The sequence below is a fragment of the Bradyrhizobium forestalis genome (assembly GCF_002795245.1).
Lineage (GTDB): Bacteria > Pseudomonadota > Alphaproteobacteria > Rhizobiales > Xanthobacteraceae > Bradyrhizobium > Bradyrhizobium forestalis.
The window spans coordinates 35,611-50,475 of record NZ_PGVG01000009.1 but is presented as its reverse complement, the minus strand read 5'-3'; the positions used below and the strand labels follow the sequence as shown (position 1 = coordinate 50,475).

Sequence of the window (14,865 nt, the reverse complement as noted above, 5' to 3'; positions counted from 1 at the left end):
CTTCCGATCCAGACCTGAGGATCTCAATTATGGAAGTAACGCGCGCTTTCATCGTTCGTCCCTTCGGTACGCAGGACGGCATCGATTTCGATCGGGTGGAAAGGGATCTGATCGGACCTGCGCTCACGCTGGCCGGGATTGAAGGCCGCACCACGCTCGAGATCACGCGGCAGGGCAATATTCGGGAGGATATGTTCCGGCTGCTGGTGCTCTCCGATCTGGTGATCGCCGACGTCTCCATCCACAACGCCAACGTATTCTACGAGCTTGGTATCCGGCACGGTCTGCGCGATCGGCACACCCTGCTGATGCGCGCCAAGGACACACAGGACAAGTATCCGTTTGATCTTCAAACCGATCGATATGGCCAATACGACCCGGCGAACCCCGCCGCCGCGCTCCCCGGCTTTCTCGAGTCGCTCAAGGCGACGCTTGCGGACACCAACAAGGACAGCCCGGTCTTCAAGTTGCTCCCGCGTCTGACGCCGCACGACCGGGCTGCGCTCATGGTCGTGCCGTTCGATTTCCAGGAAGAGGTCGAGATCGCGCAAAAGGCGGGCCGCGCCGGCGACCTGCGGCTGCTCGCTCAGGAGGTCCGCGGTTTCGAATGGGGGAGCGCGGGATTGCGGATTGTCGGCGACGCGCAATTTCGGATCAAGGCCTTCGCCGGAGCCAAGGAGACGTTCGAACTGCTTCGGGGCCTGGACAGCAACGATTTTCAGGCCAATTACCGGCTGGGCACGATCTATCAGAAGCTGGCGGCCAGGGCCCTTGGTCCCGATTCAAAGCTCGACTGCATCACGCGTTCGGAGCTGGCGATCAATCGGGTGCTCGCCCGCACGATGCCGCCGAATGATCGCGATGAGACGCCCAAGGAATCGGCGGAGCGGCGGTTTCACCGCGCCGAAGGACATTCACTGCTGGGAAGCAACGCCAAGACGCGATGGATCGACGATTGGCAGGCCGCAGCGTCCCCCGACGCGCAACGCGAGGCGGCTCTCCGCTCGCCACATCTTGCCTCCGCCATCCAGCATTATCTCGATGGCTTCGCCGAAGATCTGGACAGCTTCTATGCGGGGATCAACGCGCTTGCGATGCTGACGATCCAGATCAGTCTCGCCAAGGCGCTTCCCGACGTCTGGGCTGAAACTTTCGATGACGGGGACGCGGCGATCGTTGCTCTCAAGACCAGCGAACGCCGCGCCGGTCGTCTCGCTGCGGCGTTACACCTCGCCGTCGGCAACGATGACAAGGTGGTGCGGAAGGGCGAGAAGTTCGACGTCTGGAAGGAAATCAGCCGTGCGGACCTGACATTCCTGACTGCCGAGAAGCCGGCACAAGCCGGGACCGCCTATCGAAGGGGCCTGGCAAATGCGGGCCCCTTCGAAATCGACGCGGCGCGGCGCAATCTCCTGCTGTTTCGCGCGCTCGGGGTGCTGTCGGCAAATGTCGAAGCCGCGCTGAAGGAGATGAACCAGGCTGCGCCGGATAAACCAGCGGCCCTACCCGTGCGGGTCATCCTGTTCACGGGTCATATGCTGGACACGCCCCGCCGGGACAAGAACGACCCGCGTTTTCCCAACACGCCCGAGGCCGTGGCCGCGGCGCGCAAGATGATCGAAAAGGCGGTCAAGGACGAGATGAACGAGAATGGCGGCGTCGCCTTCGGCATCGCAGGCGGGGCTTGCGGCAGTGATATCCTGTTCCACGAGGTCTGCAACGAGCTCGGCATCCCGACACAGCTCTTGCTGGCCTTGCCGGAGGCCCAGTTCCAGGCCGAATCGGTCAATCATGGAGGGGTCGATTGGGTGATGCGATACCAGCAACTCTGCCAACGGGTGGCGCCTCGCGTGCTCGCCGAATCCAAGGACTTGCCGCGCTGGCTCTCCGGCAGGAAGGGTTACGATATCTGGCAGCGGAATAATCTCTGGATGATGTTCAACGCCCTCGCCACGCAAGCGCGTTACCTGACGCTGGTCGCGCTCTACAATCGCGAGAAGGACCCCGACGGCCCCGGGGGCACGGCGCATCTCGTGACCGTCGCGGCGGACTGGGGATTCAAGACGGTCGAGCTCGACGCGCGGCAATTGCTGAAGGCCGGCGGGTCGTGAGTCGAAGCCGGGCAGCGGCAATGGGCGAAAAAAAGTAAGGCGCGACTGGCATCACCACAGTCGCGCCCTACGTCGCCGGCTTATGGGGCAGGGGGGAATAGCCGGCTGCTGAGACGACTCCCGACTGGCAGAGTCGTTCCACGGCTTGCGAAATATTTTGCCGACCCTGCGGCATTTTTCGCACACGGTTAAGTGATCGTAGCGGTCGAGAACCCCCGATCCTCCGGCGGCGTTGTTCCCGCGATCGCCATGGGGCGAGGGATCGACAGCCATGTCACAGATTCAAAAGGTATTTTTGAGCGCCGTCGCTATTGTCGCCACGCTCGGCGCCGTGCAATTAGCCTCCGGCCACGATCTGGCCGACCGCTGGCAAGCGGTCGCCGACAAGGCTGACAAGCCGAGCCACGACGTCAATCGCGCCGCGAAGGCGGACCGGCTCGCGGAGATCAAGCCGGCAGCAGTTCCTACCCGCACGGTGTCGATGCGGCTGAACGACCTCGCCGATACGTCGGTGCTGCTGCGGGTCCCCGCGGTGATCGAGAGCGGCAACGCCAAGCCGCCGGTGCTGCTCCAGAACCAGAAGAAGCCTCGCAGCAAGCCGACGATCGCCTGTGAGCCGATGGTCAGCTCCCTGACCGAGGTCGCAAGGCTGCTCCAGCCCGGCCGCTGCGTGACCTGATCCGCGGCCTGTTGTGGCGGTGTCCCCGCCGGGCGGATGCTTCACATCCTCTTGATCCGCCGTCGCCTCGCGCTATATCCGGGTTCCTCTCTTTTTGTTTTGACCGGGTAAGCGCATGACGACGTCAGATACGGCTGTGCATTCGCAGCCTTTCCAGGCCGAAGTTTCCGAATTGCTGCACCTGATGGTGCACTCCGTTTACTCGGAAACCGACATCTTCCTCCGCGAACTCATCTCCAATGCCTCAGATGCCTGCGACAAGCTGCGCTACGAGGCTATCGCGAGTCCAGCTCTGCTGGGAGAGGGCGACGCGCTCAAGATCCGTATCATCCCGAACAAGGCGGCCAAAACGCTCACGATCGCCGACAACGGCATCGGCATGGAGCGGCAGGAGCTGATCGACCACCTCGGCACCATCGCCCGTTCCGGCACCAAGGCGTTCGTGTCCAAGCTGAAAGAGGCCAAGGACGGGCTCGGCCTGATCGGCCAGTTCGGCGTCGGCTTCTATTCCGCATTCATGGTCGCCGAGAAGATCGTCGTGATCAGCCGCCGTGCCGGTGAGAGCGATGTCTGGACCTGGACGTCCTCCGGCGGCTCCGGCTTCGAAATCGCCCGTGCCAGCGACGAGGAGGCGGCGCGCGTGACGCGCGGCACCGAGATCGTCGTGCATCTGAAGGACGACGCGAAAAAGTATCTCGAGACCTACGAGATCGAGCGCATCGTCACGGCCTATTCGGACAACATCCTGTTTCCGATCGAGCTGGTGCCGGAAGAAGGCGAGCCGCGCCAGATCAATTCGGCGAGCGCGCTGTGGCAGCGCTCCAAATCCGAGCTGACGGCAGACGACTACAAGAAGGCCTATCAGCAGATCGCCTCCGCCTTCGACGATCCCGCGATGACGCTGCACTACCGCGCGGAAGGGCGCTACTCCTACGCCGTGCTGCTGTTCGCGCCCTCGACCAAGCCGTTCGACCTGTTCGAGCCGAACCGCAAGGGTCGGGTGAAGCTCTACGTCCGGCGCGTCTTCATCACCGATGATGCCGATCTGCTGCCGGGGTATCTGCGCTTCATCCGCGGCGTCGTCGACAGCGAGGATCTCCCGCTCAACATCTCGCGCGAGATGCTCCAGAACAATCCGCAGCTCGCGCAGATCCGCAAAGCCGTGGCGACCCGGGTCGTCTCCGAGCTCGAAAGCCTTGCCGACAAGGATCCGGAGAATTTCGCCAAGATCTGGGACGCCTTCGGCGCGGTGCTGAAGGAAGGTATCTACGAGGATTTCGAGCGGCGCGAAAAGCTGCTCGCGCTGTCGCGCTTCACCACCACGTCGGGCGACAAGCGGTCGCTGAAGCAGGTCATCGCCGATTTCAAGCCGAACCAGACCGAGATCTATTATCTCGTCGGCGACAGCATCGAGCGGCTGAAGTCCAATCCGCGGCTGGAAGCTGCGACCGCGCGCGGCATCGAGGTGCTGCTGCTGTCCGATCCTGTCGATGCTTTCTGGACCTCGATGCCGTCGGAGTTCGAAGGCAAGCCGCTGAGGTCACTGAGCCAGGGCGATCTCAATCTCGACCTGATTCCGCGCCTTGACGAGGCGGACGAGACGAAGAAGGACGAGCCGGCCGCGGATGAAGCGGCCACCATCGCCGTGATCAAGGCCGCGCTCGGCGAGCGCGTCAGCGACGTCAAGGCCTCGACGCGCCTCACCAGCTCGGCTTCCTGCCTCGTTGCCGACAGCCAGGGCCCCAGCCGCGAGCTCGAGCGCATCTTGGCACAGCAGAACCGCGGCATGAAGACCAAGCCGATCCTCGAGATCAATTTGCGCCATCCGCTGGTCACCGCGGTCACCAAGGCGCAAGCTGGCTCGAAGGTCGTCGACGATCTCAGCCTGCTCCTGCTCGAACAGGCGCAGATCCTGGACGGCGAATTGCCGGAAGACCCGGCGGCGTTCGCGGCAAGGCTGAACCGGCTCGTGCTGCAGGGGCTGGGCGGCTAGCTCGTCCGCTCACCTTGCCGTCATTTGCCCTAGGAACAGTCGCCTCTTGCGTGGTGTTGTGCCATATGAGGCGGGCTGGCGTCCGCGCCGCCGCCGTGACCAACTCGAGGATTTCTCCATGCGTTTGCTGACTTTGACCCTCACGGCGGTTGCCGCGCTGTTCGTCGCGGCCGATGCCAGCGCGCAGACCTACGATCCACGCTATCCCGTGTGCATGCACGTCTACACGCCCGGTGGCTTCGCCGGTGGCGGCGGTGACTATTTCGATTGCTCCTTCACCTCGCTGCCGCAGTGCCGCGCCACGGCGTCGGGCCGTTCGGCGAGCTGCGACCTCAACCCCTATTACGCCTTCGACGAACCCCCGCCGCCGCGCCGGCGCCACAAGAAACAACACTAGCGGTCCGCAATGCCGTTTCCGCGGATATTCACGTTGCATCGTCCGCTCGGCCTGACCATGGCCGTCGGTGTCTTGCTCGCCGCCGCGCCGTCGCATGGGCAGACCTTCGATCCCCGCTATCCGGTCTGCATGCATGTCTATTCCGGCTCGAATGGCGGTGGCGGGGACTGGTACGACTGCTCCTTCACCTCTCTGCCGCAGTGCCGCGCCACCGCTTCGGGGCGTGCCGCGACCTGTGACCTCAATCCGTATTATCCGGTCAACGCGCCGCCGCGCCTGCGTTACAGGCGAAGCGATTAGCGCCGGGGGATCGCCGGCCGCAAGCGGGGCTGGGGGACACGCGCAGTGCGTCCGAATGAATGGAGTTTCTCTCGTAAGAATCTTAGGCCGCACGCCGATCGGACCGGCTCGGTAAAGGATCACTAGAGTTAATCGCGCACTAACCGGCTTTTACCTTGTCTCTTAACACCTGGGCAGGGCGCCGTGGACTAAGCTGCCGGGACCAGCAGACACGTTCCGAAAGCATGAACGGCATGACCACCGGCGTCATCGAGCAAACGAAAGCCGCGCGCGCGCCGTCGGCATCAAAGATCTGGCTGAAGGCCATCGAGCTCACCGCGCGGATCGAGACGCTGCCGGGCCGGCTGTTCGCCGACGTTGTCGACGATTGGACGCGGCGCCAGCCTGGTCGCATCGCGCTGGTCACGGATGACGCAGCGCTCGACTATGAAGGCCTGTCGAAGCGCATCAACCGCTATGCACGCTGGGCGCGCTCGGTCGGCGTGGCCAAGGGCGATACCGTTGCGCTGATCATGCCGAACCGCGCCGACTATGTTGCCGCCTGGCTCGGCATCAGCCGGATCGGCGGTGTGGTTGCGCTGATCAACACCAAGCTCGTCGGCCAATCGCTCGCGCATTGCCTCGATGTCGCAAGACCCCTGCATATCATCGTCGCGCACGATCTGATGGCGACGCTGGAGAGCGCGAAACCGCATCTGAAGACAGAGGCGAAGATCTGGACTCATGGCGATGCCCGTAGCGAGCGCTCCGTCGACGTCGCGCTCGCCGCGCTCGACGACGGTCCGCTGCTGAAGGAGGAGCGTGGCGACGTCACCATCGACGACCGCGCGCTGCTGATCTACACCTCCGGCACGACCGGCCTGCCCAAGGCGGCGAGCATCAGCCATCGCCGCATCCTCAACTGGGGCTTCTGGTTCGCCGGTCTCACCGGCGCGACGCCGCAGGACCGGCTCTACGATTGCCTGCCGCTATTCCACTCGGTCGGCGGCATCGTCGCGCCGTGCAGCATGCTGGCTGCCGGCGGCTCGGTGGTGATTGTCGAGAGGTTTTCGGCCTCGCATTTCTGGCCCGACATCGTGCGGCATGACTGCACGCTGTTCCAGTATATCGGCGAGCTCTGCCGCTACCTGCTGAAGGCCCCGCCGTCGGAATACGAGAACCGGCACCGCTTGCGGCTCGTCTGCGGCAATGGCCTGCGTGGCGACATCTGGGAGGATTTTCAGGCGCGCTTTTCCATTCCGCGCATCCTCGAATTCTACGCGGCGACGGAAGGCAATTTCTCACTGTTCAACGTCGAAGGACAGCCGGGCGCGATCGGGCGCATCCCGCCGCTGCTCGCGCACCGCTTTCCGGCGAGTCTCGTCAAGCTCGACCCCGACGGCGGCATGCCGCTACGCGGCGACGAAGGCTTTTGCATCGCCTGCGCGCGCGGCGAGGCCGGCGAGGCGATCGGCCGCATCGGCGCCGCGGAGGAGGGAGGCGGCCGCTTCGAGGGCTACACCGATGCCGGTGAGACCGAGAAGAAGATCCTGCGCGACGTCTTCGCCAAGGGCGATGCCTGGTTCCGTACCGGCGATCTGATGCGGATCGACGACAAGGGCTTTTTCCACTTCGTCGACCGCATCGGCGACACCTTCCGCTGGAAGGGCGAGAACGTCGCGACCTCGGAGGTCAACGACGCCGTGCGCGATTTCACCGGCGTGGTCGATGCCACCACCTACGGCGTCGGCATTCCCGGCACCGACGGCCGGGCCGGCATGAGCGCGATCGTCGTGAACGAGGGCTTTGACGTCACCGCGTTGCCCGCACATCTCGCGCAGCGCCTGCCGGCTTACGCCCGCCCGGTCTTCATCCGCATCTCGCGCGATCTCGATGCCACCGAGACCTTCAAGCAGAAGAAGGGGGATCTCGCGCGCGAGGGATTTGACCCGGCCGCGATCTCCGATCCGCTGTTCGTGCTCGATCCGAAGTCCGGTGCCTATGTGGGGCTGGACGGGGAGGCGTATGCGGCAATCTCGGACGGTACGATCAGGCTGTAGCGGCACCAAAATCGAGAGATAGGTCCAATTTTATCTGAATTGTCCAAGAAGCCATTTACTTCTGTCGGGTAAACAGACGGCCACGGGGAGGCGGTCATCAAGAGCCGCCACAACACGAACGATAACGAAAAGCGAGCCAGCCATGTCGGTAAGGTCTAAGGTCATTGAAGCGATCCAGCAGATCGCCAAGGAGCAGCACGTCACGCTTCCCGCACTCTCGGACGATCTGTCCCTGCACGAGACGGGCTTCGACTCGCTCGCCTTCGCGATTCTTGTGGCGCGCCTCGAGGACGAGACCGGCGTCGATCCCTTCACCATTTCCGAGGACGCCGCGTTCCCCGCCACGGTGGGCGATTTCGTGCGGGCCTACGAAAATGTCCCCGCGTGAGATCTTTGCGCTTCGCGACCATCTCGGCGCCGAGCTGAAAGGCCGCACGATCTCCGATGCGCACGATGTCGTTTCGCTGACGGACATCCTGTCGCACACGGTTTTGGGCGGCCGGCTGCACGAATTGTCCGGCCGTGCCGTGCTGCTCAAGCTGTCCGACCAGCTCCGGTCGGGCCTTGCCATGATCGAGCTCGACGGCATCGCCCGTCGCATGCTGCTGTGTCCGCCCGATCTTAACCCGGCGCATCTCGACACCTTGATCGCCGACGCCGGGATCGATGCCGTCGTCACCGACGAGCCCGATCGCCGGACCGAGACCGGCGTGTCGCTGGTCGTCGCCGCGCATTTGCCGCTTCAAGCCGCCGCGCCGGCCAAGACCGAGCGCGCCACCGAATGGCTGATGTTGACTTCGGGCACTTCAGGCGTGCCGAAAATCGCCGGCCATAGCCTGGAAGCGCTGACCGGCGCCATCGTTGCCGAAGGCCCTGCGCGCGGACCTGCGCCGGTCTGGGCCACGTTCTACGACATCCGCCGCTATGGTGGCCTGCAGATCTTCCTCCGCGCCATCCTCTCCGGCGGCTCGATGGTGCTTTCGGATCCGCATGAGGCGCTCGCCGCTCACGTCGCGCGGCTAAACGCGCGCGGCGTCTCGCATATCTCCGGCACGCCTTCGCATTGGCGCAAGCTCCTGATGAGCGGCTCGGCCGCGCAATTCGCCCCTCGCTACGTCCGTCTCTCCGGCGAGATCGCCGACCAGGCCGTGCTCGACGGCTTGAAGGCGGCATTTCCCAATTCCTCCGTCGGCCATGCCTACGCCTCGACCGAAGCCGGCGTCGGCTTCGCCGTGAATGACGGGCTGGAGGGCTTTCCGGCCGATTATCTCGGCAATCGCAACGGCGTCGAGATGAAGGTCGTCGACGGCTCGCTGCGGATCCGCTCGGCGCGCACTGCGCATGCCTATGTCGGCCGCAACGCGGCAGCGCTCACTGATGCAGACGGCTTCGTCGACAGCGGCGATATCGTCGAGCTGCGCGGCGACCGCTATTATTTCGTCGGCCGTCGCGGCGGCATCATCAATATCGGCGGGCTGAAGGTCCACCCCGAGGAGATCGAGGCGGTGATCAACCGTCATCCCGACGTGCGGATGTCACGCGCGAAGTCGCGCAAGAGCCCGATCACCGGCGGCATCGTCGTTGCCGATGTGATCCTCACTGAGGGCACCGATCCGGCACGCGCGAAAGAGATCCGCGACCAGATTCTGGAGCAGTGCCGCGCCCAGCTCACGTCCCACAAGGTGCCGGCGGTGATCCGCTTCGTCGAGACGCTCGACGTCACCCCGGCCGGAAAACTGGCGCGCACCGATGCATAACGTTCTGGTCACCGGCGGCAGCCGCGGCATCGGCCTTGCGATTGGCAGGCGCCTCGTTGGCGCCGGCTTCAACGTGATCGCGGCCGCGCGGCGCGAGAGCGACGAGCTCAAGGGTGCGATTGCCGAGGCCGAGGGGCGCCTGCATTTCCGTGCCTGCGATCTTGCCGTGATCGATGCGATCCCGGCCTTCGCAAAACTGGTGCGCGACGAATTCGGCCCGATCTATGGCCTCGTCAACAATGCCGGCCTCGGCACCGAAGGCCTGCTCGCAACCATGCACAATTCCGAGATTGCGGCACTGGTGCAGCTCAACGTGCTGTCGCCGATCATCCTCACCAAATATGTCGCGCGGCAGATGATGGCGGATGGCGCCGGCCGCATCATCAACATCTCCTCGATCATCGCGACCACGGGCTACAACGGCCTGTCGGTCTACGGCGCCACCAAGGCCGCCGCCACCGGCTTCACCCGCTCGCTCGCGCGCGAGGTCGGCAAGCTCGGCATCACCGTGAATGCGATCGCGCCCGGCTTCATCGACACCGAGCTCACCCACAATCTCTCCGACGAGGGACGCAAGCGCATCGCCGGCCGCAGCGCGCTGCGTCGCCTGCCGGAGACGGATGATGTCGCGCGCATGGTGGAATACCTGCTGGGGGAAGGTGGCCGTAACGTCACTGGGACGGTGTTCACGGTCGATGCGGGGAATACGGCATAAGCGGAACCCTGCGGTCATGATTGCGTTGATCCGGCACAATGACATCCAGCCGGATTTGGTCGTAAGATGCCCTACAATCGATTGGGTTACGTCAATCGATCTGCCCTAATCGACAGGGAGCAGTCCATGACCACACCTAACATGACCGCTTCAAATCAGGGCCACACGGAGCAATCCCGTGCGAAGCCGGACGATGTCCACTCCCCGCCGATGACGCATCAGAATTCCGGCGGTCACGGGCATGAAATGTACCCGCAGCAATTCGTTCGCCTGATCGGCTGCCATGATGCGTCTCTCGAAACCTTGCGCAAGGCCCAAGACGAGAAGCTGCACTAATTCAGCTATCACGTCTGCTGCGTCGGCAAGTCCTTCGGCAGATCAATTCGTTCATGCGAAAATTCCGGCGGCCCTTCGGTGAGGCGGCGGACGCGGCGCTCGCGTTCGTCGGCCGGCAGGGCGGGATCGAGCAGCGACTCGATCTCGTGTACTGCGATCTCTTCGATCCTGGTGGCGTCCGATGCGATCGGCTGCGCCGACGTGAGGGCCGTGGGCGCGATCTTCAGGCCCAGCTCGATCAGCTTGCGGATCGCATCCGAGCGGGTCAGGTAGTGTGCTTCCGCCCAGGCATCGACGGCTGCCGTCAGTCTTTCGGGCATCTTCACCGCGCTGATTGGGTCGATGCCCGTGCGCCGGCGGACCGGAGAAGTGGAGTCCTTGCTGCCGAAGTCGGACACCTCAATCATCCCATGCAACCCTTGAAGCCGAGCAACGATAGCCGCTCTCCCCGGGCGGTCGTTTGATGCCGATCAATGACCCCGCTGCGGCATTGCAACGCGGCCGCATCTTGTTGTCCGGGTCCGTTTCGGCCAATGATCGAAAGGGGCGCCGGCCAGCGAACCCGGATCGATCCTGCCACGTATTTGTTTCGCATTCCAACCATCCGGCATTCCCGATGACCTCAGGCGAATCTTTCTACAGCGGCATTCCGGTCTTCCGCGGCTTCACCAGCCTGATGGATCCGGTGCTGTATTCGCCGCTGCCGGACGACTGGAGCATCGGCGTTGCCGATATCGTCGATTCGACCAAGGCGATCGCGGCGCAGCGCTACAAGGCGGTGAACATGGCCGGCGCCGCCGTGATCGCGGCGGTGACCAATGCGCTGGAGGGGCGGGAATTCCCCTTCGTGTTCGGCGGCGACGGCGCCAGCTTCGCGGTTGCGCCAGACGATGTCGAGCTCGCCCGCGAGGCGCTGGCTGCGACCGCGACCTGGGTGCGGGAAGATCTCGATCTGACCATGCGCGTCGCACTGGTGCCGGTCAGCGTCATTCGCGCTCAGGGCCTCGACGTGCGCGTCGCCCGCTTCGGGCCGTCGCCAAACCTGTCCTACGCGATGTTCTCGGGCGGCGGGCTTGCCTGGGCCGACGCCGCGATGAAGCGCGGCGAGTTTGCGGTCGAGGAGGCGCCCGCCGGCACACAGCCGGACCTCTCGGGCCTGTCGTGCCGCTTCGAGGTGATGCCGGCCGCGCGCGGCCTGATCCTGTCGGTGCTGGTGATGCCGGCGCGCGGCGTCGATCCGCACGCCTTCCGCAAGGTGATCGAGGACGTCATCCATCTCGTCGAGCGCAGCCCGGAGGGCGGCCGCCCGGTGCCGCCGCAGGGGCCGCCTTTGAAGTGGCCGCCGCAGGGACTGGAATTCGAAGCCCGCACCAAGCGCGGCGGTCCGCTGCTGGCGCGCAGAGCCAGCGTGCTGGCCTATACGCTGTTCGTCTATCTGATCATGCGCTTCGACATCAAGATCGGCGGTTTCGTGCCGAACGTCTACAAACGCCAGGTCGTCGAGAACTCGGACTTCCGCAAGTATGACGACGGTCTGCGCATGATTCTCGACTGCACTCCGCAGCTCGCGCGCGCGTTGAGCGATCGTCTCGCGGCCGCCGCGCGCGACGGCATCGTGCGCTACGGCCTCTATCAACAGGATGCCGCGATGATGACCTGTTTCACGCCGTCAGCGCTGCGCAGCGATCACGTCCACTTCATCGACGGCGCGCGGGGCGGCTATGCCTCGGCGGCAACGGCATTGAAGGCGATGATGGCAGCGAGTTAGCGCCCCGCGCGCGTCCAGGTTTCACCGCCGCAGAGCGCGCCGACGCAGCCTTCGACCCGCAGCGAGTCCGCGCCACTTAGGCTGATGCTGCTCGCATAGGTGCTACCATCGTCGGCATTGTAGATCTGGCCCGCCCATTTGTTCGGCCCCGCGGGCTCCATGCCGCTGAACAATGGCAATCCGATCATCGGACGCCTGGTGAGTGCGGGATTGGGATTCTTGCTGTCGGTGGCGGGCTGGCCGGTTGAGGTGTCATAGGGCTCGCGCAACCAGACGATATGGCCGCAGATGCCGCCGCCGCATTTGCTGATCTTGACGCGTGCATCACCCGCCTGGGTGAGCCAGGTCCCGTCGGCATTCTGCGCATGGGCGTTCGTTGCGCCAAGCAGCGCGGCGAGCAGGACGATGAGAGCTGCGAATCTGGAAGTCATGGAGAAGGCCCCGAAAATAGAGCGCCTCCATAGCAGCCCGGCAGGATAGTGCAACGCCGGCTGGAATCACATTCCTGCGTTTAATTGCCTGAATGTTTGCCTGCGATCATTTGCCCCATCGCACGAACGCGACCGAGGCCGCGGTCGACAGCCCGAACACGACCATGGCGCCGCCGACCAGCGCGAACAGGGTCCAGGACGGCGCCTGTGCCATCATCAGGGCCACGCCGCCGATCGCGACTATCAGCAGCCGTGCGGTGGAAGCGAGCACGGGGCCGCCGACACGTGCGGCGCCTTGCGAGGAGAAGTACAGCGACACGCCCATGCCGAAGAACACGAAGGCCGGACCTGCCCAGTGGAGATAGCTGTGTGCGGCGGCGGTGACGCCGGAATCCCGCGTGAACAGCGCGACCCACAGCGACGGAGCAAGTGCGACGGCGAGGCCGATCAGGCCGACCGTGAGTCCGGAGGCCGCAGCCGCCGTCCAGGCCACATGCCGCGCGCGCGTCACATGTCCGGCGCCGATCGCGATGCCGACCATCGGCACCGAGGCGATGCCGAAGGCGAAGGTGATCGGGATCAGCAAGAACTCCAGCCGCGATCCGATGCCGTAGCCGGCCAGCATCTCGGTGCCGAAGGTCGCGAGGATTTTTGTGAAGATCAGAATGGTGAGCACGGTCTGGAGTGGTGACAAACAGGCCACCGCGCCGACTTTGAGGATGTCCAGGAACATCGCGCGTTCGAAATGGAAGGCGCGGAAATCGAGTTGCAACCGGCTGCGGCCGGACAAAAGATACCAGAGCAAGAAGATCGCGGCGCAGCTGAACGCGATCAGCTGGCCGCTTGCGACGCCCGGCATGCCGAATTGCGGCATTCCGAACAGGCCGAGCCCCAGCGTGCCGCCAAGCGCGATCTGGAGCACGCTCGCCCCGATCAGCGTCATCGAGGGCAGGCGCATGTCGCCGGTACCGCGGATCACCGAGGCCAGCGTATTGACGAGCCAGATCGCGACCGCACCGGAGAACAGCACTTGCGAATAGCCGCTGGCCTCCTCGAGCACGCGCTCGCGTCCCCCAAGCAGCGCGAAGAAGGAGCGGCCGAAGACGAGCATCATCACCGTGAAGAACAGCCCGCCGCAGAGGCCGATGATGGCGGCATGCAGCGCCAGCGTCGCGGCGCGGTCGCGATTCCCGGCGCCGAGCGCGCGGCTGATCGCGGAGGAGACGCCGCCGCCCATCGCGCCTGCGCTCATCATCTGCGTCAGCATCGCGAACGGAAACACCAGCGCGATCGCGGCGAGCGGAATGGTGCCGAGCCGGCCGATATAGGAGGTCTCGGCCACCGCAACCAGCGTGCTGCCGACCATCGCAATCATGTTGGGGATCGCGAGCCGCAGCAGCGTCGGCAGGATCGGCGCGGTCAGGAGGCTGGCGATGGGAGAGGCGACCGCAACCGGCGGGACGGCGTCTAAGGGGGCGTCGATCGTCATGTTCACCGGGTGGAATTTAGATGATGATCGACATATTATAGGGCGTGAGACGGCCGGCGCAGCCCTTGCTCACGCAGGGCTCACCACGGCAGGCCGCATAGGTCGATGGTGCCCAGCGTCGGCGCGCGGACGATGTTGAAGACATAGGGCGACATGTAGTCGAAGCGGATCCGCCCCTCCGGCTGCTGGCAATAGACCTCGCCCTTGAAGGGCTGCCATTTGCGGGCCTCGTAGAACGCGAAATTGTGCGGTTCGCAGAACAGCAGCCCGAAGCGGACCGCCTCGTTGGCGCGCATGGTATGCACCGCCGCGTCGATGGCGATCGTCGCGTAGCCGCGGCCGCGCCGGTCCTCACGCGTGCAGACGCCGCCGAGGCCGCCGACGTGAACCTTCTGTCCGTTCCAGGTGACGGTGCGGAAGTAGATGCCGACATGGCAGACGAGGCCGTCCTCGGGCGTTTCGAGCAGCACGCGCAGATGGGCGTTTTCCCATTTGATGTGAGCCCAGGGCTTATTCGCGACCATATGCGGTCCCCAGACCGCCTGATGCAGCGGCTCCGCAATCGGCCACGAGGCGTCGCCGTTCAAAATGTCGATCTCGATGCTCATGGCTCTGTCTTTCGCAGGGTCGGTGCGTAGGGCATTCGTTCTGTCATAAGCGCCTCAAAGGCAATGATATTTTGCATCAAGGCGCAACGACCGCGCGGACGTCCGCGTGCTGCGAAGATTTTATGCAATCGTGCCAAGCGTCGCCGTCACGCGTTTTCGAAATTCTGAGGTATTTAATGCCGCAGGAACCTTCTATAAGGGGTGACCGTTAGAACTCGTTCCCCACCAGTTGCGGACAAGAA

At 64.5% G+C, this 14,865-nt stretch carries 15 protein-coding genes; 11 read left to right on the top strand and 4 right to left on the bottom strand.

The genetic code is table 11. From position 1 onward, the window contains the following. Positions 1-29: 29 nt before the first annotated feature. The 10 genes from CVM73_RS13165 (at position 30) to CVM73_RS13120 (ending at position 10,327) form a co-directional block, all read left to right on the top strand. Positions 30-2,111: a tetratricopeptide repeat-containing protein gene (locus CVM73_RS13165; RefSeq protein WP_100232417.1), complete on the top strand. Its 2,082-nt coding sequence runs from the start codon at positions 30-32 to the stop codon at positions 2,109-2,111. Between the two features lie 271 nt (positions 2,112-2,382). Then, positions 2,383-2,790: a hypothetical protein gene (locus CVM73_RS13160; protein WP_100232416.1), complete on the top strand. Its 408-nt coding sequence runs from the start codon at positions 2,383-2,385 to the stop codon at positions 2,788-2,790. A 115-nt stretch (positions 2,791-2,905) separates the two neighbouring features. Next, a complete protein-coding gene (gene htpG / locus CVM73_RS13155; protein WP_100232415.1) occupies positions 2,906-4,783 on the top strand; it encodes a molecular chaperone HtpG in 1,878 nt (625 codons plus the stop codon). 118 nt (positions 4,784-4,901) lie between these two features. Then, the gene (locus tag CVM73_RS13150; RefSeq protein ID WP_100232567.1) at positions 4,902-5,180 is read left to right on the top strand and encodes a DUF3551 domain-containing protein; all 279 of its coding nucleotides are present in this window, start codon (positions 4,902-4,904) and stop codon (positions 5,178-5,180) included. A 57-nt stretch (positions 5,181-5,237) separates the two neighbouring features. Further along, a complete protein-coding gene (locus CVM73_RS13145; RefSeq protein ID WP_208639200.1) occupies positions 5,238-5,480 on the top strand; it encodes a DUF3551 domain-containing protein in 243 nt (80 codons plus the stop codon). 224 nt (positions 5,481-5,704) lie between these two features. After that, on the top strand, positions 5,705-7,519 hold the full coding sequence (locus tag CVM73_RS13140; RefSeq protein WP_100232413.1) for a long-chain-acyl-CoA synthetase: 1,815 nt from the start codon (positions 5,705-5,707) through the stop codon (positions 7,517-7,519). Between the two features lie 142 nt (positions 7,520-7,661). After that, entirely contained in the window at positions 7,662-7,907 is a 246-nt protein-coding gene (locus CVM73_RS13135) for an acyl carrier protein (protein ID WP_015688794.1), read from the top strand. Then, positions 7,894-9,276 (top strand): class I adenylate-forming enzyme family protein, encoded by a 1,383-nt coding sequence (locus tag CVM73_RS13130; RefSeq protein WP_167406816.1) that lies wholly within the window; start codon positions 7,894-7,896, stop codon positions 9,274-9,276. The genes CVM73_RS13135 and CVM73_RS13130 overlap by 14 nt, the downstream gene beginning before the upstream one ends. Further along, entirely contained in the window at positions 9,269-9,991 is a 723-nt protein-coding gene (locus CVM73_RS13125) for an SDR family NAD(P)-dependent oxidoreductase (protein ID WP_100232412.1), read from the top strand. Before CVM73_RS13130 ends, CVM73_RS13125 begins: the two co-directional genes overlap by 8 nt. 126 nt (positions 9,992-10,117) lie before the next feature. Further along, entirely contained in the window at positions 10,118-10,327 is a 210-nt protein-coding gene (locus tag CVM73_RS13120; protein ID WP_100232565.1) for a hypothetical protein, read from the top strand. 8 nt (positions 10,328-10,335) lie between these two features. On the opposite strand, the gene CVM73_RS13115 is transcribed toward CVM73_RS13120, so the two are convergent. Beyond that, a complete protein-coding gene (locus tag CVM73_RS13115; RefSeq protein ID WP_100232411.1) occupies positions 10,336-10,734 on the bottom strand; it encodes a ribbon-helix-helix domain-containing protein in 399 nt (132 codons plus the stop codon). Positions 10,735-10,943: 209 nt separating this feature from the next. Between CVM73_RS13115 and CVM73_RS13105 the strand changes: the two genes are divergently transcribed. After that, entirely contained in the window at positions 10,944-12,095 is a 1,152-nt protein-coding gene (locus tag CVM73_RS13105) for a DUF3095 domain-containing protein (RefSeq protein ID WP_100232410.1), read from the top strand. Here the strand turns inward: CVM73_RS13105 and CVM73_RS13100 are convergent. From CVM73_RS13100 to CVM73_RS13090, 3 genes are all read right to left on the bottom strand, one after another. Continuing rightward, a complete protein-coding gene (locus tag CVM73_RS13100) occupies positions 12,092-12,526 on the bottom strand; it encodes a DUF2147 domain-containing protein (RefSeq protein WP_100232409.1) in 435 nt (144 codons plus the stop codon). The genes CVM73_RS13105 and CVM73_RS13100 overlap by 4 nt on opposite strands. A 106-nt stretch (positions 12,527-12,632) precedes the next feature. Next, the gene (locus CVM73_RS13095) at positions 12,633-14,015 is read right to left on the bottom strand and encodes an MATE family efflux transporter (RefSeq protein WP_167406815.1); all 1,383 of its coding nucleotides are present in this window, start codon (positions 14,013-14,015) and stop codon (positions 12,633-12,635) included. Between the two features lie 80 nt (positions 14,016-14,095). Further along, a complete protein-coding gene (locus CVM73_RS13090) occupies positions 14,096-14,623 on the bottom strand; it encodes a GNAT family N-acetyltransferase (protein WP_100232407.1) in 528 nt (175 codons plus the stop codon). Positions 14,624-14,865 lie beyond the last annotated feature (242 nt).